General features: G+C 69.9%; 21 protein-coding genes and 2 pseudogenes. 9 read left to right on the forward strand and 14 right to left on the reverse strand.

Annotation, left to right across the window (positions count from 1 at the left end; genetic code table 11):
- Window position 1: 1 nt before the first annotated feature.
- A complete protein-coding gene (locus OHU34_RS03685) occupies window positions 2-2299 on the reverse strand; it encodes an alpha-L-fucosidase (protein WP_405764672.1) in 2298 nt (765 codons plus the stop codon).
- A gap of 597 nt (window positions 2300-2896) precedes the next feature.
- Here OHU34_RS03685 and OHU34_RS03690 point away from each other — a divergent pair.
- Entirely contained in the window at window positions 2897-3103 is a 207-nt protein-coding gene (locus OHU34_RS03690; protein ID WP_230193798.1) for a hypothetical protein, read from the forward strand.
- A gap of 36 nt (window positions 3104-3139) precedes the next feature.
- Here the strand turns inward: OHU34_RS03690 and OHU34_RS03695 are convergent, their stop codons facing one another.
- Both OHU34_RS03695 and OHU34_RS03700 read right to left on the reverse strand, forming a co-directional pair.
- Window positions 3140-4591 carry a phytoene desaturase family protein gene (locus tag OHU34_RS03695; protein ID WP_405764675.1) on the reverse strand — a complete coding sequence of 484 codons (1452 nt, stop codon included), beginning with the start codon at window positions 4589-4591 and terminating at the stop codon, window positions 3140-3142.
- 60 nt (window positions 4592-4651) lie between these two features.
- Window positions 4652-4810: a hypothetical protein gene (locus OHU34_RS03700; protein WP_405764677.1), complete on the reverse strand. Its 159-nt coding sequence runs from the start codon at window positions 4808-4810 to the stop codon at window positions 4652-4654.
- Window positions 4811-4980: 170 nt separating this feature from the next.
- On the opposite strand from OHU34_RS03700, the gene OHU34_RS03705 reads away from it, so the two are divergent.
- The 5 genes and pseudogenes from OHU34_RS03705 to OHU34_RS03725 form a co-directional block, all read left to right on the forward strand.
- Window positions 4981-5331: a hypothetical protein gene (locus OHU34_RS03705; RefSeq protein WP_020132562.1), complete on the forward strand. Its 351-nt coding sequence runs from the start codon at window positions 4981-4983 to the stop codon at window positions 5329-5331.
- Window positions 5328-6008 (forward strand): DUF5819 family protein, encoded by a 681-nt coding sequence (locus OHU34_RS03710; RefSeq protein WP_405764680.1) that lies wholly within the window; start codon window positions 5328-5330, stop codon window positions 6006-6008. Before OHU34_RS03705 ends, OHU34_RS03710 begins: the two co-directional genes overlap by 4 nt.
- Window positions 6005-7027: an HTTM domain-containing protein gene (locus OHU34_RS03715; RefSeq protein WP_405764682.1), complete on the forward strand. Its 1023-nt coding sequence runs from the start codon at window positions 6005-6007 to the stop codon at window positions 7025-7027. The genes OHU34_RS03710 and OHU34_RS03715 overlap by 4 nt, the downstream gene beginning before the upstream one ends.
- Before the next feature lie 5 nt (window positions 7028-7032).
- Window positions 7033-7887: a serine hydrolase domain-containing protein gene (locus tag OHU34_RS03720; protein ID WP_385556810.1), complete on the forward strand. Its 855-nt coding sequence runs from the start codon at window positions 7033-7035 to the stop codon at window positions 7885-7887.
- A gap of 299 nt (window positions 7888-8186) precedes the next feature.
- Window positions 8187-8487 (forward strand): annotated as a pseudogene (locus OHU34_RS03725) (hypothetical protein); the annotation flags it as partial.
- Window positions 8488-8682: 195 nt separating this feature from the next.
- Here the strand turns inward: OHU34_RS03725 and OHU34_RS03730 are convergent.
- Window positions 8683-9135 (reverse strand): annotated as a pseudogene (locus tag OHU34_RS03730) (SDR family oxidoreductase); the annotation flags it as partial.
- A gap of 183 nt (window positions 9136-9318) precedes the next feature.
- Window positions 9319-9870, reverse strand: a complete 552-nt coding sequence (locus tag OHU34_RS03735) for an SDR family NAD(P)-dependent oxidoreductase (RefSeq protein WP_405764686.1) — start codon at window positions 9868-9870, stop codon at window positions 9319-9321.
- On the opposite strand from OHU34_RS03735, the gene OHU34_RS03740 reads away from it, so the two are divergent.
- Complete coding sequence (locus OHU34_RS03740; protein ID WP_142267709.1) at window positions 9859-10674, forward strand: SAM-dependent methyltransferase; 816 nt, start codon at window positions 9859-9861, stop codon at window positions 10672-10674. The two genes, OHU34_RS03735 and OHU34_RS03740, sit on opposite strands and share 12 nt — an antisense overlap.
- A gap of 277 nt (window positions 10675-10951) precedes the next feature.
- Window positions 10952-11776 (forward strand): DUF1684 domain-containing protein, encoded by an 825-nt coding sequence (locus tag OHU34_RS03745; protein WP_405764689.1) that lies wholly within the window; start codon window positions 10952-10954, stop codon window positions 11774-11776.
- A gap of 402 nt (window positions 11777-12178) precedes the next feature.
- Here OHU34_RS03745 and OHU34_RS03750 read toward each other — a convergent pair whose 3' ends face one another.
- The 8 genes from OHU34_RS03750 to urtA all read right to left on the reverse strand — a co-directional run bounded on the left by OHU34_RS03750 (window position 12179) and on the right by urtA (window position 21040).
- Window positions 12179-13633: a WGR domain-containing protein gene (locus OHU34_RS03750; protein WP_142267707.1), complete on the reverse strand. Its 1455-nt coding sequence runs from the start codon at window positions 13631-13633 to the stop codon at window positions 12179-12181.
- A gap of 166 nt (window positions 13634-13799) precedes the next feature.
- Window positions 13800-14894, reverse strand: coding sequence for an MASE1 domain-containing protein (locus OHU34_RS03755; protein WP_405764692.1), 1095 nt, complete (start codon window positions 14892-14894; stop codon window positions 13800-13802).
- Window positions 14895-14943: 49 nt separating this feature from the next.
- Complete coding sequence (locus tag OHU34_RS03760; protein ID WP_405764695.1) at window positions 14944-15792, reverse strand: PP2C family protein-serine/threonine phosphatase; 849 nt, start codon at window positions 15790-15792, stop codon at window positions 14944-14946.
- A 327-nt stretch (window positions 15793-16119) separates the two neighbouring features.
- Entirely contained in the window at window positions 16120-16842 is a 723-nt protein-coding gene (urtE, locus tag OHU34_RS03765; protein ID WP_405764698.1) for an urea ABC transporter ATP-binding subunit UrtE, read from the reverse strand.
- A gap of 3 nt (window positions 16843-16845) precedes the next feature.
- On the reverse strand, window positions 16846-17649 hold the full coding sequence (gene urtD / locus OHU34_RS03770) for an urea ABC transporter ATP-binding protein UrtD (RefSeq protein ID WP_230197066.1): 804 nt from the start codon (window positions 17647-17649) through the stop codon (window positions 16846-16848).
- Window positions 17646-18743 carry an urea ABC transporter permease subunit UrtC gene (gene urtC, locus OHU34_RS03775; protein WP_405764702.1) on the reverse strand — a complete coding sequence of 366 codons (1098 nt, stop codon included), beginning with the start codon at window positions 18741-18743 and terminating at the stop codon, window positions 17646-17648. Before urtC ends, urtD begins: the two co-directional genes overlap by 4 nt.
- Window positions 18740-19627, reverse strand: coding sequence for an urea ABC transporter permease subunit UrtB (urtB, locus tag OHU34_RS03780; RefSeq protein WP_230197064.1), 888 nt, complete (start codon window positions 19625-19627; stop codon window positions 18740-18742). The genes urtC and urtB overlap by 4 nt, the downstream gene beginning before the upstream one ends.
- 156 nt (window positions 19628-19783) lie before the next feature.
- Window positions 19784-21040: an urea ABC transporter substrate-binding protein gene (gene urtA / locus OHU34_RS03785; RefSeq protein WP_230197063.1), complete on the reverse strand. Its 1257-nt coding sequence runs from the start codon at window positions 21038-21040 to the stop codon at window positions 19784-19786.
- A 261-nt stretch (window positions 21041-21301) separates the two neighbouring features.
- Here urtA and OHU34_RS03790 point away from each other — a divergent pair, with 261 nt between their 5' ends.
- Complete coding sequence (locus OHU34_RS03790; RefSeq protein ID WP_142267699.1) at window positions 21302-21778, forward strand: MarR family winged helix-turn-helix transcriptional regulator; 477 nt, start codon at window positions 21302-21304, stop codon at window positions 21776-21778.
- Here the strand turns inward: OHU34_RS03790 and OHU34_RS03795 are convergent.
- Window positions 21735-22850 carry a substrate-binding domain-containing protein gene (locus tag OHU34_RS03795; RefSeq protein WP_142267698.1) on the reverse strand — a complete coding sequence of 372 codons (1116 nt, stop codon included), beginning with the start codon at window positions 22848-22850 and terminating at the stop codon, window positions 21735-21737. The two genes, OHU34_RS03790 and OHU34_RS03795, sit on opposite strands and share 44 nt — an antisense overlap.
- Window positions 22851-22907 lie beyond the last annotated feature (57 nt).

The raw sequence follows: 22907 nt of genomic DNA on the forward strand, positions 1-22907 counted from the left end.
GTCAGTGGGACAGCTTCAGGTCGGCCCACTGCAGATTCATGGCCTGCCAGGTCGACGCGTTCACCGGCTTGATCACCACTGTTCGGCTGCCCGCGCCGGAGACCGTGACCGTGCCCTGGACGGTGGTGTAGTCACCCCAGCCGGAGGTTCGTGGCACCGGCACCGTGGTGCTGCCCGCCCCGGTGTCGAGCGTGAAGGCGGTGGCTCCGGAACCGGCCGAGACCCGTGCTCGTACGACATAGGTGCCCGCGGCCGGGAACGTGACGGTCCAGGAGGCGGTGGCGCTCGGGCTGGTCCAGTAGCCGATGTCGGGCGGGTCGTTCTCCAGTTTGATCGCGCTGCCGGTGAGCGTGGCGGTGGCGGCCGTGAGGGAGAGCGCACCGTCGGCACCCGGGGTGAGGGTGATGCCGCGGACGTTCACCGACTGCCAGGTGATGGACTTGTCCGGGCGCAGACTGACGGTGCGGTAGCCGGATTCCGGGACGGTGATGGTGGTGGTGACCGTGGTGTAGGTCGACCAGGAACCGGTGCTGGGGACCACGATCGCGGCGGAGCCGATGCCCGCGTCCAGGACGAACCGGGAGGCGGCGGTCGCGGCCACGGTGGCGGTCACCGTGTAGGTGCCGGGGGCGTCGAAACGTACCCGCCAGGTGGCGTTGTCGCTTGAGCTGGCCCAGTAGCCGATGTTCGCCGGGCTGTTCTCCAGCTTCATACCGCCATTGTCGAGGGCGGCCAGGGCCGGGGTCAGCGAGAGGGATTTGTCACTGCCCGGCAGGACGGGCGTCTGGACCGGCACCGTGAGCGAGGAGGTCGGCTTCGCCGCGATGCCGCCGCAGTTGACCTCGCTGGCCACGGCGATGCTGCCGCCGACCGTGTTCACGGCCACCAGACGCACATATCGGGCGCTCACCGCGCCGAACCGGGCCTGCTTGACGGTCTTGTCCCCCGCCCAGGTGCCGGACGTGGCCCGGGTGAAGGTGCTGCCGTCGGTGCTGGTGTGGATCTCGTACGAGGTGATGTCGCCGGTGGTGACGTACGCCCCGGCGCTGTCCTTGTCCTCCCGGGGCAGGTATTCGAGGGTGTCGAGGTGGGCGAAGGTGGCGCCCAGGTCGAGGGTGAGGGACTGGGGCAGCGAACCCGTGGTCTGCCACAGGGACTGGAAGTTGGTGCCCTTGGGGTGGTCGATCAGACCGTCCACGGCGTTGGCTGCGGTGCCGCTGGTGGCGGTGACGGCCGCCGGGGTGACCGCGTGCAGGAGGACGTCCTTCTGCGCGGGCAGCGCCGGCCGGGAGGTGTTCGGGGCCCACGCCGCACCCACCTCGGCGAGGCGGTTCACGATGTTGGTGTCCAGCAACCCGTCCGGGTTCGGCGGGCAGTTGAGGATGAAGGTGCAGTGGATCGGCTCCAACACCTTCAGATGGCTGTCGACGATGCTGCTCACCGACAGTGGTGTCGCGGTCGGCGTCGAGGGATGCCAGAACCAGCCGCCGGTGATGGTCTGTCCCTGGCAGCTGGCGTAGGTGTTGCCGGCCGGAGCTTTGACACCGAGCGGCTCCTCGTAGAAGAGGATGTCCTGCTCCCAGGGCTCGCTGTGGCCGTTGATGTCGACGATGAGGATGTTCGGCTGCATCGCCTTGATGTGCTCGCGGATCTCCCCGTACGGGATCTGCCGGTGCCCCGCCTGCCAGGCCCAGCCGTCGAAGACGATGACCGGGATAGTGCCGTAGGTGCCGTCGAGCAGTTCGGTGAGCTGGGCCTTGATGAAGTCGATGTCGGCCCGGGAGACGGAGCCGGAGGAGATTCCCTGGTTGCGGTCCCAGATGGAGAAGTACATCCACGGCTCCACACCCGCGGCCCGGAAGGCGTCGACGTACTTGCGCACCACGTCCTGCTTGTAGGAGCTGTTCACGACGTTGTAGCTCGTCTGCTTCGTGGGCCACAGGCAGAAGCCGTCATGGTGCTTGGTGGTGAGGATTGCGTAGGTCATCTTCGCCGACTTCGCCGCCGCGGCCCACTGACCGCAGTCGAGCTTGGTCGGGTTGAAGGACAACGGGTCCCGGCCGGGCGACACCCACTCGGCATCGTGGTAGGTACCCATGTTGTAGTGGATGAACATGCCGAACCGCATGTCCACGAACTTCTGCTGCAGCGTCTGAAGGTTCCCCGCCGTCGCCGCCGCGGCGGTCCCGGCGGTCAGGAGCGAACCCCCGAGACCGCCCGCCGCGGCCGTCCCGCCGACCGCCGCCATGCCCTTCAGTAAGTCCCTGCGCCGAAGGTTCCTCGCGCCTTGCTCGTCCACGGCTCCTGCCTTCCTGAGTGCCCGACAGCCGACTCACAGAGTGAATGAACAGGTCAACACACCCCTCAAAGATCGGAGGACTGTGAGACCCAAAGCGTCGCGATGCGGCCCAAGTGGCCCACTTTTGAGGTTCACTGCTCAAATTATCGAGGGCGGCCCGACGAAAGATAGGATGTTAACCGTGAGGCGTCAACAGAACGGACCGCAATAGTCACTGAGCGCCACTCCCGGACGCATCTGCCCTCGATCTCGGTCGGCATCCTCGTGACAGATGGCGAGTTCGAGGCCCTGGAAGCCTTCGCCGGGCCATGCCTGAGCGGGCCGCAACGCTTGGTCGTGCACCGGCCTGGTGACCGAGGTTCGGCCAACTGGGGCGCGTGCCGCGTTCGTCGACCGGCGCGGCGCGGGCAGGGATACGGCGTCGCCCGCTCGCAGGGGCGGGGGCTCCCCCGCCCCTGCGCGGCCTTCATGAGGGTGGCGCCGCGCCTGCGTGCGGCGCGATTCGGCCAGCTACTCATCTGCCGTGCGCCGAGCCATAGTTACCGGTGCGTAGAGTAGGACGGTTGCCTGAAGGTCATTTTGAGAAGGGATCATGGAGTGCGTCGGTTGCTTGGCGTGGCGGTGGTGTTGGCGGGGATGGCTCTCGCCTTCTGGTTGGTCCTGGGGCCTTCGTCCGACTGGGAGGGTGCCGCGAAGTTCCTGCACTTCGCCCTCCTGCTGTCCTGCTTCCTGGTGATCGGCGGCGGGGTGCGGCTGGTCTTCCCCGACAAGTCCGCGGACGAGGTGGCGGAGAGCGCGGGGTGAGCAGCGCTCTGTGCGGGCGGGTCGCGTGCGGACGGCTCACCGCGGTCCGATGTCCGGAGCAGTACGTACGCCGAACTCGCGGCGCAGGGCGGACAGCGCGGCAAGGTGTCCCGACATGCCGTGGACGCTCGGTCCGGGCGGCGTTGACGCCGCGCACAGGTACACGCCGTGCAGCGGTGTGCGGTACGGATCGAAGCGGGGTACGGGACGCATGAGGGACTGCCAGAGGGTCATGGCTCCCCCGCCGATGTCTCCCCCCACGTAATTCGGGTTGTACGCCTCGTACTTGGCGCCGCTGATCCCCCGCCGGTGGATGACCGTGTCGGTGAATCCCGGCGCATAGCGCTCGATGCACGCCGTGACCGTCGCGGCCGGGTCGACGGCGTCACCGTTGGGGACGTGGGCATAGGCCCATACGGGACGCCGTCCGGCTCTGGCGCGGCCGGGGTCGGCCGCGGCCGGGTCGACCAGCAGGACGAACGGCTCCTCGGGCCGGATGCCGGCCGCCGCCGCTGTCTCGGCCCGGTACATCTCTGCCTGGGTCCCGCCCAGGTGGACGGTGGCGGCCTGTCCTACGGCGGGATTGGCCCAGGGGATCGGCTCGGAGACGAGAAAGTCGACCTTCGCCGCCGCGGGCCCGTACCGGAACCGGGCGAGGGCTCGCCGGTAGCGGAGGGGCAGCCGATCGGCGGCGATCCGGGCGAACGCCTTGGGGCTCACGTCGAGCAGCACCGTCTTGGCTCGGGGGAGCTCCTCGAGACGGGTCACATGATGGTTGGTGTGGAAGGTTCCGCCGCAGGCGACGATGTCGGCGGCGAGCGCGTCGGCGATGCGGGCGCTTCCGCTCTCGGGCACCGGCCAGCCGCCGGCGTGCGCGAGGTGTCCGAGAAGCACGGCGACCGCGCCCGAGGCCAGGGACGGCAGCCTGCCCACCGCGTGGGCCGCCACGCCGGTGAGGAGGGAGCGGGCCTCTTCGGTGCTGAAGTGGCGGGGCGCCAACGCGGTGCCGTGCACCAGCATGCGGGAAGCCAGCAGCGCGGGGACCGAGAGGCTGCGGGGAAGGCTTCGTTGTCCGGAGAGGATGAAGTCGACCAGCTCTTGGGAATGTTCGAGCAGCGGCTGCATGAGGCGGCGCCAGCGTTCGCCGTCCGGGCCGAGGTGCTCGCAGGTCGCCTCCAGGTCCCGGTAGGCGAGGCCGGCGCGGCCGTCTTTGAGAGGGTGGGCGTAGCTGACGGGCGTGGACAGCATCGTCACCCCCCGGGACGCCAGGTCGAACCGGCGGAAGAAGGGGGACGCCACGGCCATGGGGTGAACTGCGGAACACAGGTCGTGTTCGATCTCGGGGTCGAAGAGCGACTCCGTCCGCAGCCCGCCGCCGATGGTTTCCCGGGCCTCGTACAGTGCGACTTTGAGTCCTGCGCGGCCGAGAGTGACCGCTGCCGCCAGGCCGTTGGGCCCGGTTCCCACCACGATCGCATCTGGTTCCATACGTCCTCCGTGAGCGTTCAGGGCCGGAACGGTACCATTTCACCGTTCAACGGATTTACGTCAATCGCTGACCGATTGCAGCCTCCAGGGAACCGAATAGCGCGCGAACCAATCAGGGGCGAAGGCGCGCGAACACAGCGCTGTGATGATCACCACATGATCACTCCTTGAGATGGCCTTGATGATCTCCATAAGATCATCAGGAATCACGGCGGGCATGAGGGCTCACTTGCAGATGCAAGCGGGCATACGGGGCGCACGTCGCGAACATTCTCCGTCTCCGTCGGAAAACCTGGTCAGCTCACGGGGGCGAGCGGCCGGGAATGTCTGACCAACATTTCCGGCACGCCGTCGTCTTCCCCGGACGACCAGAAAAAAGAGGGGAAACAATGAAGAAGAAGAATGCCGCAGTCGTCTTCGGCGTGGCCGTCGCGGGCACGCTCCTGACGGTGTCGATGCAGGGTTCGGCCCAGGCTTCCACGCCGCAGCAGGCTGACGTGAGCCTGAGCACCCAGGCCGCAAGCGAGGGCGCTCCGGTGGCCCCGCGCGCCGCCGCCGGCGCGCGGGCTGCCGCGGCGGCCGGCCGGGCCGCCGCTCGCGCCACCGTGCACGCACGGGCCGCCGCCGGCTCCGTCGCGCACCAGGCGTCCGAGGTGGCCAACAACTTCAGCCTGTTCAGCGCGCCTGCAAAGGTGTCCGTCGACGGCGCCTCTGCCGCGGCAACCGCTTTCGACAGGTGATCGCGCGCCATCGGCGCATCCAGAGGGCGGCACTGCTGGCTGGTGCCGCCCTCCTGGGCGCCCATTTCTTTCTTGCGGCGTTCTCCCAGGCGCCGCTCAGCCCCGCCAAAATCAGGCTTCATGGGCTCATCAGCGGCTACCTGGAGCCGTATTTCACACAGAACTGGAGTCTCTTCGCTCCGAATCCGACAAAGGACGACGAGGGCATAATAGCTCGCGCAAAGTGTTCCGGCGGTTCTGTCACAGATTTCTACGACGTGACCGGACCTCTGATCAAGGAGACCCAGGAAGACCGATTCTTCCCCTCCCGCACAGTACGCCTCGTAAGTAACGGGATAAACCAGCTGAACGATTCTGACGACCTGCTGCTGCGACTCCGTCAGAAAGAGGAAGAGAAGAATACCGAGGACTCGCCGGCGAAAGACGGAAAGCGTGATCACGTCATTCCTCTGACTCCGTACGAAAAGAGTCAGCACGAAGACGCCGAGCGATCGCTGTCCCGTTTCTCGCTGACCCGGATGCACGACGTCTGCCCCGACGGCACAGAACCGACCGCTGTCCAGGTACGCATGTACATCAAGACGTTGCCTCCCTGGTCGCAGCGGAAGAACTCCGAGGCGAAGAGCAAAGTGGACCTCTACGACTTGCCGTGGAAGAAGGCGGTGGACCTTCGATGAGGATCAAGGAAGCGATCGACGCCGCCGCCAGTCGCCCCATCGCCGCGCTGGGCGTGTCGGGGACCCGCGCGCTGCTGGGCTTCGTCGGCCTCATGTACTACGTGAGCCACTACAGCGACCGGAGCTACCTCTTCGGCCCGGGAGCCGACTCGGTCCTGCCCCACCACCTCTTCGTCGAAGAGATCAAAGAGAAGGGCAGCTTCAGCCTCTACGCGTGGACCACCTCCCACGCCTGGTTCGAGGTGGTCTTCCACCTCGGGCTGTTCGCCGCTGTGGCCGTCACCTTCGGCGTGGGGGGCCGGTTGGTCCTCGCGGCGCACGGAGTGCTGCTGTGGTCGCTCTACGAGCGGCAGTCGGCATTCCTGGACGGCGGGGACAACCTCGCTCAACTCGTCATCCCGATGCTGCTGCTGACCGACTGCTACCGGCACTTCTCCTTCTCGAGCGGACTCGCCCAGCGCGTCACGAGACGACTCCCCGAAGGCCTGCGCTGCCTCCGCGTCCCCCTGCATAATCTCGGCGTGGCTGCGATCGCCGTGCAGCTGTGCCTCGTGTACGTGGTGAGCGGCCTGTACAAGGTGCAGGGAGAGGTGTGGCAGGACGGCACTGCGCTCTTCTACATCATGCGCGTTCCCGAGTTCGAGCTGCCGGGGTGGTCCAGCCTGGTCTACGACAACGACGTCCTCGTCTTCCTCGGCACCTACAGCACCACCTTGTTCCTCGTGTACTTCCCGATGGGGATCCTGGTGGCGAGGCTGCGCCCGTGGACGGCGGCGGCATCCATCGCCTTCCACGTGTCCATCGGCGTGTTCATGGGACTCACCGCGTTCGCCCTGACGATGATCGCCTGCGACCTGATCTTCCTCTCGTCGGCCCTGGCCCGTGCACGCCGGACGGCACGCGGCATCACAGCACGCTGGACGCCGAAACAGCCCGGAGGCGTCCGGACCGTCACCGAGGGGGGCGCGCCGGACAGCGACCGCACAGTCGATGCCCCCGTTCCCCAGACAGCGAACTGACAGCCATGCGCACCGTCCCCACCTGCATCCTCGGCAGCGCCGACGAGAATCCGATTGTCACCGGCGCACACGACCCCGACAAATACGTGGAGGTCGGGTCCTTCACCAAGGTCATCACCGGAACCATCCTCCAACAACTGGCCGGACAAGGGGTGCTGACGCCTGACGACCCCGTCGAGCGATGGCTCGGCGCCCCGCCCGGAACCGGGATCACCCTGCGTCATCTGGCGGAGCACACCTCAGGTCTGCCCCGGCTTCCCCCTGGCACGTCCCGCCGCGACCCGTACCGGACGTTCACCGACGACCGGCTGCGCGAGCTGCTCGCCGGCCTCGACCTGCTCGCCGTCGCCCCCGCGGGACAACGCCAGGAGTACTCCAACCTCGGCTACGCCGTGCTCGGCGCGGCGCTGGCGGCGGCGAGCGGGCAGGAGTACGAGGAACTCGTCGCCGGACTCGTGTTGTCACCCCTCGGCCTGCCGCCGCACGCCATGAGCGCCACACCGCCGCAGCACAGCCGGCTGCTGCCGACCAGGTGGTTCGGCCGCACGGTGAAACCGTGGACCATGACCGGCGCAGTCCTGCCCGCCGGCGGCCTGTGGGCGACTCCCCGCACGCTGGCACGCGTGCTGACGGCTCTCGTGCTCGATCGTTCACTTGGAGACCCGGGGCTCGGATGGCAACGCACGGGGCCGCTGCCCGTGGTCTGGCACAACGGAGCGACAGGCACGGCATCCGTCTTCGCCGGCGCCGTCCCGGACGGGCGCTGGACCGTGGTACACCGTCTGAGCGGTGACTCCGACGTGACGGATCACGCCGGCCTGGACTACCTGCGCACAGCACAGGCGCAGCCGAAGGAGTGAAGCCGCCTTCGGCCGCAGGGGCAGGCCGAGACCCGGGCCGCTGCAACAGGCGAGCACGACGGCACACCGTGGGTGGCGGTCGAGCACTGTCTGTTCCATCCGCAAGATGGCGGTCGGCCGACCGACCGCGGTGGGGTGGACGGTCACGAGACCCTCCCCGTGCGGGATCACGACTCCGCGCCGGTCCCGTGACCGGGTGAACGGAACGACAGCGGCGCACGGCAGCGATCCGGCCCTGCGCCGCTGGTCCGACACCTCGGAAGCGGTGATCCGTTCGATGGGCAAGGGTCAAGGCCCCCGCCTCGGTGATCCGCTCGCCCGAGTAGGTGATCTCCGACGCGTTCGACCAGGCCGAGGCCCGTGACCCGAAACATCTGCGGCCGTGGGTCGTGCCGGTCGACGGCCCCCGCCACCAGCCCGACCTGGTCAGTGCCGAGACCGGCCGCGGCGACGCCCGGTCCACGTCCGATCAACTCCGCCACGACACAGCGCTGGAAAACGGCTGGCCGATCGCCACCGGCGCGCGAGGGCGCCTGCCGCCACCTGATCGCCGACCGCCTCGACATCACCGGCGTCCGATGTGCGCGGGCGAGCGCCGAGGAAGGGGCTGTGGGCGTGCGTGTGGACAGGCCGGCGGTCCGCGTCCGTCGCGAGGGCGATACGGACGAACCGATCCAGCCCGAACCGTTCGGGGCCGGCGATCTCGTGCGCTCCGCCCAGGGGCCGGGACACCGCGATGTGCGCGAGGTACATCGCCACATCCGTCAGGGACACCGGCTGCACGCGCAGCGGCGGCACCCGGACGGCGCCGTCCTCGGTGGCCGTGTCCGCGATGGCCTCGGCGGCCTCGAACAACTGGGTGCTGCGCAGGATGGAGTATGGGATGCCGGAGCGTTCGATCATGGCCTCCCGGGCGCGCAGCGCGGTGAAGGCAGCGTCATCGCGGACCCGGTCCACGCCGACCGCGGAGAGGCACACGTGGTGCCGCACCCCGGCGGCGATCGCGGCGCGCAGGAGGCCGTCGGCACGGCCGTTCTGCGTGGGGAACGTGCCGGTGGCGGAGTGCGGTTGATGGACGAGGTCGATCACCACCGCACAGCCGTGCAGGGCGTCGGCGACCTCCTCCGGGGTGAGTGCGTCGAACCCGGCGGGTGCCGAGACGATGCCCACCTCGTGTCCGTGGTCCCTGACCCACAAGGCGGTCTCGACGCCCATGAGTCCTCCGTCGTCGAACACCACGACCTTCATCGTGCATCAACCTCCTCAACGCCTGGTCGGTCGAGGGGTTTGACCGGTCCGGCGCCCGATGTGTGACACGGGGGGACGGGATGTACCACCGATCGGCTTCGCTGTCCGAGGCGGTGTCAGACGAGTTCAGGCCGCCGTCCACGGTGACGACCTGGCCGGTGGCGTGCCGTCCCGCGGGGTCGGTCATCCGCAGGACCCAGTGGGCGATCTCTTCTGTGCCCGCGATGCGGTGGGTGGGGATGCGGTCGCGTTCGTGGGCGTACATGTCGTCGGCGGCCTCGGGGGTGAGTCCGGCGTGCAGCATGACTCGGTGCGGGTGGGGCCGGGGGCGACGGCGTTGACGCGGACTCCCTCCTCCGCCAATTCCAGCGCCCAGCTGCGGGTCAGCTGTTCGACGGCGGCCTTGGTGGCCGCGTTGCGTCCCCACCGCCGTACGGCGGTCCTGATCACCTCGGCTTCAGCGAAGGCGACTGCCGTGGCCCGGCCGATGCCGGAACCGGCTCCGGTCACGACGGGCACGCGGCCCGCGAAGGTCACGGCGGAAAGGTCTGCGGACATCACCTGTGCCGCCGGACCGGCCGACAGGCGGGCGCGAAGCCGGTCGTTTCCACGAGAGTACTGTTCGAACCGACCGAAAATGTGAACGGGTGTACGTGCCAGGGTCGTTGGGACGTAGGTTGTGCCTCGACTGCCCACGCCTCGGCCGAAAGACGGACGCCCCTCATGACCGACCATGTGACCACGCCCGGTTCAGCGGCACCTCAGAAGATCGACACCTCGGTGCCGCACTCGGCCCGTATCTGGAACTACTGGCTGGGCGGGAAGGACAACTACCCCGTCGACGAGCAGGCCGGTGACGCCTACACCGCCGTGTTCCCCGGCATCGTCACCATCGCGCGCAGCAGCCGCGCGTTCCTGCGCCGCAACATCACGTACCTGGTCTCCGAGGCCGGCATACGGCAGTTCCTGGACGTCGGCACCGGTCTGCCGACCGCCGAGAACACCCACGAGGTCGCCCAGCGTCTCGCCCCCGAGGCGCGGATCGTCTACGTCGACAACGACCCGCTGGTCCTGGCCCACGCCCGCGCCCTGCTCTACTCCACCGCGGAGGGCGCGACCTCCTATGTCGACGCCAACGTGCTGGACCCGGAGCGCATCCTGGCGAGCGCCGCGCAGACGCTGGACTTCAGCCGCCCCACCGCGCTCATCCTCAGCAACATCCTGGGGCACGTCGCCGACCACGACCAGGCCCGCTCCATCGTCACCAGCCTGATGGCGGCACTGCCGTCCGGCAGCTACCTCTCCATCAACGACGGTTCGCGGGGCATCGACCCGGTCTTCGAAGAGGCCCAGGACGCCTACAACGAAAGCGGCGCCGTCCCGTACAACCTGCGCTCCGTCGACGAGATCACGGCATACTTCGACGGCCTGGAACTCCTGGAACCCGGAGTCGTCCCGGTCCCCCTCTGGCGCCCGGAGTCCACCTCCCCCGCGCCGGACGTCATCGGCGAACACGGCGGCCTCGCCCGCAAGCCGTAGCATCCACGCCGCCGCCCTCCGCACCGGACGGGCGGCCGGAGGACGTCGTCGCTCCCGCCCCACCGGCCGCCAGGGCTGTCCCGGCGGGAGCGGCACGTCCGGGTTACCGGTGACTACAGCGGAACGTACGCGAGGTCGCACTCGATGCGTCGCCGCTGCCGGGCCGACACCAGCCAGGGGTGGCCGAAGTTCTCGCGCTTCCCGCAACCGGCCCTGGCGGCGACGGGCGTCGGCCAGCCGGCCCAGGGAGTCGATCGGTTCGACCGAAGGAGCACCTGTGACCGTTCAGGACACGTCGGCGGAACTCGAAGCCTTCGTCCACGACTGGCAGGAGTGGCATCACCGGCAGGAGGCACGGCTCGCCGACCCGCACGGGTTCCTGGCGATCACCGGCCTGCACTGGCTGAGTGATCGGCCGGAACGCTTCCCGGACGCGCCGGGGACGTGGTCCACCGGCGCCGACGGGATCGTCGTGGTCCTCGACGAGGGCGAGGAACTGGTCGTCGGCGGAACCGCCGTCCGGGGCGAGCACCGCTTCGGAGTGATCCCGGAGCGCGGCGGTGTCGACGCCGTGTGGGGCGACGCCGTCATCGAGGTGGCCAAGCGCGGCGGGCAGGACATCATCCGCCCCCGGCATCCGGACACACCGCTGCGCACCGGCTTCACCGGCACTCCGGCCTACGCCCCGCACCCCCGCTGGGTGGTGACCGGCCGTTACACGGCGTTCGACGAGCCCAGGCCGACGACCGTGGGCGCGGCGGTCGAGGGCCTTGAGCATGTGTACGACGCGCCGGGACGGGTCGAGTTCGAGCTGGACGGGCGTCCGCTCGCACTGACCGCGTTCCCCGGGCACGGCCCGGGAAGTCTGCTCGTACTGTTCACCGACGCGACCTCCGGGGTCACCACCTACGCGGCCAACCGGGCCCTCGCGCTCGACGCGCCCGCCGCCGACGGCACGGTCGTTCTGGACTTCAACCGGGCGGCGAACCTGCCGTGCGCCTACACCGATCTGGCCACCTGCCCGCTGCCGCCCGCGGAGAACCGGCTGCCCGTGCCGGTCGCGGCCGGGGAGAAGATCCCCCGCGAGCGGGGCGGGTCCTGACCACCGAGCACAGCGCACCGATGGGCCGACCCCGACCCTGAGGACTGGCACCGTATGAGCATCCCCTCCCTCACCTCGTCGGCCTTTCTCACTCCGGGTAACTTCGCCGACGACGATCCCTGCACCGGCCTGGCGGAGACGCTTCAGCTGTTCGAGTACGGCGAGCGGATCGGCTTCGACGGGGCCTGGGTCCGGCAGCGGCATCTCGAACACGGGTTCCATCGGGGCGACTACGAGCAGATCCTGCACGACGTCCGGCATGTGATCGCGCCGGAGCTCGGCCGGCGCCCCGCCGGTGCGGCCACTCCGGCCGCACCGCCGCTCGCACCGCCCCCGTCGCACCGCCGGTCGCCGCCCGGGGCGGCGCCGGTCGATGAGCTGGTCCGGGCAGGAACGGCCCGGTCAGAGCAGCCGTCGGATGTCACCGCGGACCCGGTAGAAGCCGCCGGCCGCCGTGTGCAGGGCGTCCACGACGTACCGTGCCCCGGGCTCGCGTATCTCGCGCGGGAACTGGACGTTCCAGGACGTGTCGTAGCCGTCGGACACCACGTGCACCCGGACCCGGCCCGATTCCTGGACGCACTCGACGACGATCGACCCGCTGGGCGCCTGGGCCACGGTGGCCACCGTGGACGCGGCCGTGGCGGGGACGTACGTCGGCAGGGCCGCGGCGAGCTTGACGTCCCGCGCCACGGGCACCGTGCCCTGCTCGGCCGCGGTGATGGCCGCCTCGCTCGCGTCCACGCACACCAGCGAGCCGTCCGTGGTCACCAGGTACAGCCGTTCGTCCCGGTACTGCATCGACAGCGCCGATCCGCCGCCCGTGCCGAGCTTCCACAGGCGCGTGCCGTCCCGGTCGAAGCAGTAGACGGAGGACGACGCGTCACCGGCGAAGACGAAGCGCCCGTTGGGCGAGGTGGCGCAGGAGTACACCGCGCTGTCGCAGCCGTACGTGGCCTCGACGGCGCCGGTGGCCTTCGACAGTCGCTGCACCACCTTGTGCGCGGTCCCCGCGTACACGGCGTGCTCCTCCTGCCAGCCGAACAGGACGCCGCCGCGGGTGGGGGTGTGCCAGAGTTCGCCGCCGCCGTCGGGCGCGTAGGCGGTGACGCCCCGGTGGTGACCGTGGTAGACGGCCCGGTCGTCCGCGCGGACCATCCAGGCGTGCTCGCCCTGGCTGCGGCGGGCCCACTGGTGTTCGTCCTCGTGGTCGATGACGGTGAGCCGGCCGTCGCGGTCCGAGACGTTCAGCAGGCCCTCGTGGATGTCCAGCCAGAAGATGTCGACGTCCGCGGCGATGTCGTACGCCGCGAACGGCAGCTTGGAGGACAGGTCGTAGACCTTGCCGTCGTCGCAGCCCGCGTAGATCCAGAAGTCGTCGGCGACCAGGCACTTCACGCCGTCCGGCAGGCTGAAGCGGGCCAGGACGCCACCCTCGTGGTCCAGGGTGTAGACATCACCGGACTGGTTGCCGACCCAGCAGCGGTCGTCGTCCACGTGGATGCCGAACGCCGAGGAACCGGTGCGGAACCGCCACAGCACCGGGGCCACGGCGCGCGCGGTGGACGGCGCCGAGGTCACCTGCCGACGGGTCACCGAACGTGGGGGACGCTGGCCCGCGACGGCCGGGGCGTACCCCTTGCGGACCTTCTCCCCCACCTTCCGCGCGGCGGCGGCCCGGGCCTTCTCGGCGGTCGGGAACGTCGTCGTCTGCAGTTGCCCGGTGGCGCCGATCCGCCCGTACCGGACCGTCACCACCACGCCGTCGACGGCCACTTCGTAGAACTTGTGCGCGCCGCCGCCGTCCTGCGACAGCTCCAGATACGTGGTCGACACGGTGCTGGACCCGGTAGCCATGACAAAACCCTCCCCAGGGTGGACCCGCGGCCGTTCCGGCGAGTCCCACTCCCCGAAATGTAGGCGCAGGCACTGACAATCAAGAGATCGTGGCGAACGACGATGGCACACCGGGGCCCCGCCCGCCGGGGAGGGGCCGACCCGGCCCGGCACGGCGCAAGCGCCGTCAGCTGTTCGTGTTCTTCGTGTTCTTCGTGTGCTCCGTGTTTTCCGTGCGCTCGGCGCTCACCTTCTTCGTGCGTTCTGTGCCCTCCGTACGCTGCGTGCGCTCCGTCTCCTGGATGTCCTTCGGCGGTCGGCCCGGTGGGACCTCGCCTGCCGTGAGGTGTTCCAGGACCTCGACCAGTTCCTGGCAGGCGCGTTCCACGGAGCGTCTGGTGTGGTGCTGTTCGGTGATCACGGCGGAGAGCAGCAGGGCGGTCAGGGCCATCGTGCCGTTGAAGGCCTGGAGCTTGACCATGACCTCGATGCGGCTCAGCCGTTCGAAGGGCCCGACGCTGTCCGTCGCGGCGACGGTGGCCATGACCGAGGTGAAGAGGGCGCACAGCATGCTGCCGGCGAGCTGGAAGCGCAGGGCCGCCCAGATCAGCAGGGGATAGACGAGGAAGAGCAGGCTGACCCGGCTGTGGGTGGCCAGGGGGACGAGGGCGCAGGCGATGAGCGCGAGTCCTACGGCCTCTTTCCAGCGGGACAGCCGCAGGGGCCGGGTGACCGTGTACAGCACGAGCAGGATCGGTGTGACGAGCAGAACGCCCATCGCGTCGCCGACCCACCAGGCCAGCCAGACCGGCCAGAAGCTGTGCGCGGCGAGCTTGTCGGTGAGGACGAGGAGCCCGACGCCGATGGTCGAGCTCAGCAGGGTCGCGGTGAGGGCGCCGAGGAAGACCAGCGCGAGGCCGTCCCGTAACCGGATGAGGTCGTTGCGGAAGCCCACCTTGCGCAGCATGAGGTACGCGCGGACGGGGGCGGCGGTGTTGCCGATCAGGTTGCCGATCACCACGGGCCGTAACGAGGTCAGGGACATGATGACGAAGAGGGCGCCGAGGGCGATGCCCGGCCAGGCGCGGATCCCGAGAAGCAGCAGACAGGCGACCGCCACCCCCGTGGGCGGCCAGATGGGGGTGAAGACCGCGCCCTCCACGACGAGCTCCCGCATGAGCCCCAGCCGCCCGGCCGCGTAGTAGCCGAGGGCCACGGCCAGTGTCTGCACGGCGAAGACGGCTGCTCGACGCAGATCCGGGGTACCCACCACAGCAGCCATCAGACACCTGCGCGACGCTGTCGGCGAGGCGAGACGCGCGGCGTCCGCCCTATGGCTGAACCAGGGGGACGTCCGGCGCCGTCAGCCCGTCGTGTCCGACCACGAGCACGGCCGCGTCGTCCTCGTGTCCCACGCGCTCGGCGCCCTTGATCACCGCGGCGGCGAGGGAGTCCGCCGCCATGCCCGCGACGGCGGCGATGCCGGCGAGCCGTACGACCTGGTCGAGGCCCTCGTCGACGTTGAGGGTCGGCCCCTCCACCACGCCGTCCGTGAGCAGGACGAACACGCCGCCCTTGGTTAGCCGGTAGCGGGTGACCGGGTAGTCCATGCCCTCCTGGACCCCCAGGGGCGGCCCGCACTCGTCCTCGGCGACGCCGGACTTGCCGTCCGCCGTCGCCCACACGCAGGGGATGTGCCCGGCCCTGGCGCTCTCCAGGACCCCGGTGGCGGGGTCGAGCCGCATGAAGGTGCAGGTGGCGAAGAGGTCGCTGCCGAGGGAGAGGAGCAGGTCGTTGGTCCGGGCCAGGAGCTCGCCGGGCTCGCCGGTCACGGAGGCGAGGGCACGCAGACCGACCCGCACCTGGCCCATGAACGCGGTCGCCTCTATGTTGTGGCCCTGGACGTCGCCGATGGACAGGCCGATGCGCCCGTCCGGCATCGCGAAGGCGTCGTACCAGTCGCCGCCCACGTTGAGGCCGTAGCAGGCGGGCGCGTACTGCACGGCCAGCCGGAAGCCGGGCGCCGCGGGCAGGTCCCTGGGCAGCATGCCGCGCTGGAGGGCGAGGGCCAGCTCGACGCGGGAGCGTTGCAGTTCCGCGCGCTCGCGCGCCTGGGCGGTCAGCGAACCGAGTCTGGCCAGCAGCTCGTCGCCCTCGTCCGTGGGGCGCTTGCGGGACATTGATCACTCCGGCGGGACGGCAGCTCGTCGGGAGGGCAGCCCCATCGGGCAAACCTCACATTTTACCTTTAGAGGATGATACCGGCCCCGAGGCGCGGCCCGACCGGGTAGACGTCGCACACCTCTTCGACGGCCTCCCCGGAACCCCCGGGCCGGGTGAGATCTTCCCGCGCGGACGGCGAATCCCGCGCCCGCCCCGTCCTTCCTCCGCCCCGTCGCCTCCGTCTCCCCGGCCAGGGCGCGGCGGAACGGATCACCGCCCTTGCGGGCCGCCTGTGGGCCCACGCCGGGCCGCCCCACGGGCGGCACCGGCGCGGTCCTGCCGGCTCACACGCTGAGAGCCGCCCGTACGATCTGCTCGGCGCCTGTTCCGCCTTCGCCCGAGGAGGTCACCCGGCCCGCCTCCAGCACGTAGTAGCGCTGGGCGGCCCGCATGGCGAAGCCCACGTGCTGTTCGACGAGGAGGACGGAGAGTCCGCCGCGCCGGGCGAGGGCCAGGATCGTCTCCTCGATCTCGGCGACGACGGACGGCTGGATGCCCTCGGTCGGCTCGTCGAGCAGGAGCAGCCTCGGCCGGGTGACCAGGGCGCGGGCGATGGCCAGCTGCTGGCGCTGGCCACCGGAGAGCAGACCGGCCCGGCGGCCGGACAGCTCGCGCAGCACGGGGAACAGATCCAGCGCCTCGGCGATCGCCTCCTTCCCGCCCCCGCCGCCCGGCCGGCCCGGCGCGACCCTCGGGCGGCCGTCCGCGACCAGCTGGAGGTTCTCGGCGGTGGTGAGGTGCGGGAAGGACTGCTGGCCCTGCGGGACGTAGGCCATACCGCGGGCGACCCGCTGGTGCGGGGCGAGACGGGTGATGTCCTCGCCGTCGAGCAGGACGGCCCCGCCGGCCGGCCTGATCAGGCCCATGGCGGCCCGCAGCAGGGTGCTCTTGCCGGCCCCGTTGTGCCCGAGCACGGCCGCGACGCCGTCCTCGGGAACGGCGACGGTCACCCCGTGCAGCACGGTGGTGCGGTCGTAGCCCGCCCGGACGGTGTTGATCTCCAGCATGGTTCAGGCCTCCTCGGCCACGGACGCGGCAGCGGGGGCGGGTGTGGGCGCGGGCCCGGGAGTGGGCTCGGGTTCGGCGGCGCGCCCGAGGTAGACCTCCTGGACCTTGGCGTCGGCCTGGACCTCGGCGACGGAGCCCTCACTGAGCACCTTGCCGGCGTGCAGGACGCTGACGCTGCGGGCATAGGCACGCATGAAGTCCATGTCGTGCTCGATGACGACGACCGTGCGGTCCTCGCTCACCCGCCGCAACAACTCGCCGGTGGCCTCGCGTTCGTCGTGGCTCATGCCGGCGACGGGCTCGTCCAGCAGGAGCAGCCGTACGTCCTGGACGAGCAGCATGCCGATCTCCAGCCACTGTTTCTGCCCATGGGCCAGCACCCCGGCGGGGCGGTCGCGCAGGTGGCTCAGGCCGATGGTCTCCAGGGCCCTGGAGACCGGTTCGGGCACGTCCTTGCGGCGCCGCAGCATGGTCCGGACCCCGCGGCCGGCGCCGGCGGCGATGTCCAGGTTCTGCACGACGGTCAGTTCCTCGAAGACCGTCGCCGTCTGGAACGTACGGCCGATCCCCAGCCGGGCGATCTTGTGTACGGGCTTGCCCAGCAGGTCCTGGTCGCCGAAGCGGACCGATCCGGTCGCCTTGACCAGCCCGGTGACCGCGTCCACGAGGGTGGTCTTGCCCGCGCCGTTCGGGCCGATGAGGAAGCGCAGGTCGCCGGGGCGGATGTCCAGGTCGACGCCGTCGACGGCGGTGAACCCGTCGAACGTCACCCGCAGGTCGCGCACGGTCAGTGCCTCGCCGCTCATGCTGTGACTCCAGTCGGAGGGGTACGGGTACGGCGCCGCCGCAGGACGATGCCGAGGGAGGCGAGGCCGCCGGGCAGGAAGCCGACCGCCAGGACGAAGAGCAGGCCCTGGAGGTACGTCCAGGCCCCGGGGAAGGCGTCGGAGAGCGTGCTCTGCGCCCAGGCGACGGCGATCGCGCCGAGCACCGCGCCCACCAGCGAGGCGCGGCCGCCGACCGCGGCGCCGATGACGAAGCCGATGGACGGCACGATCCCGATCAGCGCCGGCGAGATGATCCCCACCGCCGGGACGAAAAGAGCCCCGGCCAGGCCCGCCATGCCGGCGGCGACGACGTACGCGACGAGTTTGACGTTGGCCGGGTTGTAGCCGAGGAAGCGGACCCGCTCCTCGGAGTCGCGCACGGCGACGAGGAGTTCGCCGTAGCGGCTGACGAACAGCTGGCGGGCGACCGCCATCAGCAGGAGCAGCACGGCGGCGATGACGAAGTACACCATCCGCTGGTTGACGGGGTCGTCCAGCGAGTAGCCGAAGAAGCCCTGGATGTCGGTGAGTCCGTTGGTGCCGCCGGTGGTGGCCTGTTGGCCGATCAGCCAGATGGACAGGGCCGCAGCGAGGGCCTGGCTGAGAATCGCGAAGTAGGCGCCCTTGACCCGGCGTCGGAAGACGAAGAAGCCGAGCGGTGCGGCGACCGCCATGGGCAGCAGTACCGTCATGGCGAGCGCGAAGCCCGGGTCGGCGAACGGCTTCCACCACCAGGGCAGGGCGTCGCCGGTGCCGTACAGCTGCATGAAGTCGGGCAGTGTCTCGCCGGTCGCGGCGGCGTCGGCGAGCTTGAGGTGCATGGCCATGGCGTAGCCGCCGAGGCCGAAGAAGACGCCCTGGCCTAGCACCATGAGCCCGCCCCTGCCCCAGGCGAGGCTCACTCCCACGGCCACGATCGCGTAGCACAGGTACTTGGCGAGGAGTGAGAGGCGGAAGTCGGAGAGGGCGAGCGGGGCCACCCCGAGCAGGAGGACGGCGCCCAGGACGAAGGCGCCGGGGACGCGCAGGCGTGCCGACAGCGGGGCGGGCGGGGTCTCGGTGATCGTCGTCATGCCAGGCTCCGGGTGCGCAGTGTGTACAGGCCCTGGGGTCGCCACTGAAGGAAGGCGACGATCGCCACGAGCACGATGACCTTGGCGACGCTGACCGTCGTCGAGTACTCGAGGACCGACTGGAGCACGCCGAGCGCGAAGGCGGTGATGACGCTCCCCTTGAGCTGCCCGATGCCGCCCACGACGACGACCAGGAAGGCGTCGACGATGTAGTTGGTGCCCATCGTCGGGCCGATCGGGCCGACCAGGGTGAGCGCGACGCCGGCCACGCCCGCGAGGCCCGAGCCGATGAAGAAGGTCACGCGGTCGACCCGGCCGGTGGCGATGCCGGACACCTCGGCGAGGTCGCGGTTCTGCACGACGGCCCGGATCCGGCGGCCGAGCGGGGTGAGCCGCAGGACGATCGTGAGGGCGAGGACGCTGAGCAGGGCCAGGCCGAGGATGAACAGGCGGCTGCTGGCGAAGGTGATGCCGCCGCCCATCGAGATGTTGCCGGTGAGCAGGTCCGGGGCGTGGGTCTGCACGTTGGGGGCGCCGAAGACGTCCCGGGCGAGCTGCTGGAGCATCAGGGAGACGCCCCAGGTGACCAGCAGGGTGTCCAGCGGGCGGGTGTAGAGGCGCCGGATGAGCAGCCACTCCAGCAGCGCGCCCATGGCGCCGGCCACCAGGAAGGCCACCGGCAGGGCGACGAGCAGCGAGACGCCCGCGCCGCTGATGGACTTCTGCAGGACGTACGTGGTGTAGGCGCCGGTCATGATGAACTCGCCGTGCGCCATGTTGATCACGCCCATCTGACCGAAGGTCAGGGTCAGGCCGAGCGCGATGAGCAGGAGGACGGCGCCGATGCTGATGCCGGTGAAGGACTGGTTGAGGATGACCGTCATGAAGCGGCTCCTGGTCGGGGACGGGGGTGCGGGCGGGCCATGGGCGTGCCCCGGCCCCCGGACGGGGCCGGGTCCCACCGCGGGAGCGGGGAGCGGGCCGGTATCAGGACCAGGCCGAGGCGCAGGACGAGGCCGAGGCGCAGGGCCGGACCGGGATCAGGACAGGCCGGAGGCCCAGTCGTAACCCTTGAGGTACGGGTCCGGCTTGATCGGGCCGCCCGAGTTCCAGACCTCCGTGATCAGGCCGTCCGCGCCGACCCTGCCGATCCGGGCCGTCTTGTAGACGTGCTGGCTCGCGCCGTCGACCGTCACCTTGCCCTCGGGAGCGTCGAAGGTGATGCCGTCCGAGGCCGCCTTGACCTTGGCGACGTCGAAGGAACCGGCCTTCTCCACCATCGCCTTCCACAGGTACACGGAGATGTAGGCGGCCTCCATCGGGTCACTCGTCGGCTTGTCCTTGCCGTATTCGGCCTGATAGGCCGCCACGAACTCGGTGTTGGCCGTGCCGGGTGTCGTCTCGTAGTAGTTCCACGCGGTCAGCTGGTCCTGGAGGTACTGGGTACCGATGCTCTTCACCTCTTCCTCGGCGATGGAGACCGACAGCACCGGCATGCTCTTCGCGGTCAGCCCGGAGGACTTGTACTCCTTGAAGAAGGCCACGTTGCTGTCGCCGTTGAGGGTGTTGAACACGGCGTCCGCGCCGGAGTCCTTGACCTTGTTGACGATGGTGCCGAATTCCGTGGAACCGAGCGGCGCGTAGTCCTCGCCGACCACCGTCATTCCCTTGGCCTTCGCATAAGCCTTGATGATCTTGTTGGCGGTGCGCGGGAACACATAGTCGCTGCCGACCAGGTAGAGCTTGGTCAGGCCCTGCTTCTTGAGATAGTCGAGGGCCGGGACGATCTGCTGGTTGGTGGTCGCGCCGATGTAGAAGATGTACGGCGACTCCTCCAGGCCCTCGTACTGCACCGGGTAGAACAGCGGCGACCTGTACCGTTCGAAGACCGGTTTGACGGCCTTGCGGCTGGCCGAGGTCCAGCAGCCGAAGGTGGCCGCGACCTTGTCGTCCTTGATCAGGGCCTCGGCCTTCTCCGCGAAGGTGGGCCAGTCGGAGGCGCCGTCCTGACTGACGGCCTTGAGCTTCTTGCCGAGCACGCCACCGGCGGCGTTGATCTCCTTGATGGCGAGCAACAGGGCGTTGTGGACGGTGACTTCACTGATGGCCATGGTGCCCGACAGGGAGTTCAGCAGACCGACCTTGACCGTGCTGCCGGAGGTGTCGGCGGAGGCGCCGGCCGCGTCCGTCGAGGAGCCTTCACCCGTCTTGGCGCCACAGGCGCTGAGGGCGGCCGAGGCGCCGACCGCCGAGATACCGGCCAACAGGCCGCGCCTGCTGATGCTGAGCCCGGACATACAAAACCTCCATGCCCCGAAGGGCGGTGCGAAGGGAGCGGAAGGACTCTGGGGGAAAGGGGATCCAACGCGCTTCGGTAGCCGCGGCGTTGGCGCACAGCCTGCGAGGAAACTGTTTCCGCCGCGTTTCCGCGGAATTGATGAACAGTTTCTGGTGGAAGCAATAAAGCAGGCATTGATACTTCCTGGGAAAAGGACCTTTTGCGGTAGGCTCCTGCCCGACCCCGCACGGGGAACCAGGGCTTCGAGCGGAGGAGTGCGATGGCGAGGCGGCCTCACGAACTGCTCCGTCTGCTGACCCGGGCCGAGCGTCTCGCCACACGCCGACTCCAGTCCGTGCTGGAGGAGTTCGACTGCTCGGTGGAAGCGTGGTGGGTGCTGGACCTGCTCTCGGACGGGCAGGGACACCACATGACGGCCCTCGCCGACCACGCCGTCATGCCCGCGCCGAGCGCGACCAAGCTGATCGACCAACTCGTCGACCAGAACCTGGTGTTCCGCAGGGTCGATCCCGCCGACCGGCGTCGCGTCCTGGCCTGCCTCACCCCGCGGGGCATGGAACGCCGGCAGCAACTGGTCCGCGCGGTGCGGGCCGACCGGGCGGGGTGGGAGCCGCTGCTCGGGGAGGAGCGGGGTGAACGGCTGGAAGTCCTGCTGGACCGCCTGGCGGAGGTGCTCGAGGACGGAACCGGCGCTACGACAGCTCGTGCGGAGCGCGCAGCTGAGCGAGGACGTTGAAGTCGAGACCGTCCGCCTGTGCCAGATAGATGCGCTGGCGCACGTGCCGGCCCTCCAGGCCGATCAGGCCCCTCGGACCCTCGTACGAAACGGTGTCGGCCGCGGCCCCGATGGCGGTGACGTCCAGGGTGCGGGCCCGTTCGATGAGTGCGGCGAGCAGCAGCACGCCCTCGTAGCAGGACTCGCCGAGACTGCCCGGGGTAGGGGCCGCCACCCCGAATCGGTCGGCGTACCGGCCGTGGAAGTCCATGGTGTTCTGGTCGGCGAGCGAGGCGAAGAAGCCGGCCGTGCTGTAGAGGTCGACGGTGGCCTCGGGGCCGCTGCCCAGCAGCATGTTCTCGTCCATCAGCGTGCTCAGCCTGAGACAGCGCTGGTCGAGCCCGGCGGCGGCGAAGGACCGGTTGAAGCGGACCGCGTCACTGCCGACCAGCAGCATCAGTACGGCGTCGGCGTCGGCCCGCTCGATCCGGCCCAGCACGTCGTGGAAGTCGTCGGCGCCCAGCGGGAGATACGCCTCGCCGCAGACCCGGCCGCGGGAGTCGCGTGCGTAGCGGCGGGCGGCCCGGGCGGTGTGCCGGGGCCAGACGTAGTTGTTGCCGACGACGAACCAACGGCGCACGCCCCGGGCCTCGGTGAGCAGCCGCATGGCGGGCAGCAGCTGCCCGGCGGGGGTCTCGCTGGTCAGGTAGACGCCGTCGGTGCGCTCGCCGCCCTCGTACAGCGCGGTGTAGACGTACGGCACCCGGTGCGCGATACGCGGGGCCATGGCCTGCCGCACGGAGGAGATGTGCCAGCCCGTGACCCCCTGCACCGCCCCGGTGGCCACCAGGGCCTCCACGTCCTCCGCGACCTGGCGCGGCTCGGCGCCCCCGTCGACCTCGATGAGCCGCAGCTCCTTGCCGAGCACTCCGCCCGTCTTGTTGATCTCCTCCGCGGCCAGCCGGGCGCAGGTCTCGCAGGTGGGTCCGAACACCCCGGCGGGACCCTGCATCGGGTACACGAGCGCGATGTTCAGGGTCGAGTCGTCGACCGTGAACCACTCGTGGGCGTGGAGACGGACGGGCCGGTGCATGGCCCCATGATTGCCGCACCGCTCCCGCGGCCCAAGCGGCGGCCGGGATCGAGACCC

This window comes from Streptomyces sp. NBC_00080, from assembly GCF_045041255.1.
In the GTDB taxonomy this organism is placed as follows: domain Bacteria; phylum Actinomycetota; class Actinomycetes; order Streptomycetales; family Streptomycetaceae; genus Streptomyces; species Streptomyces coriariae.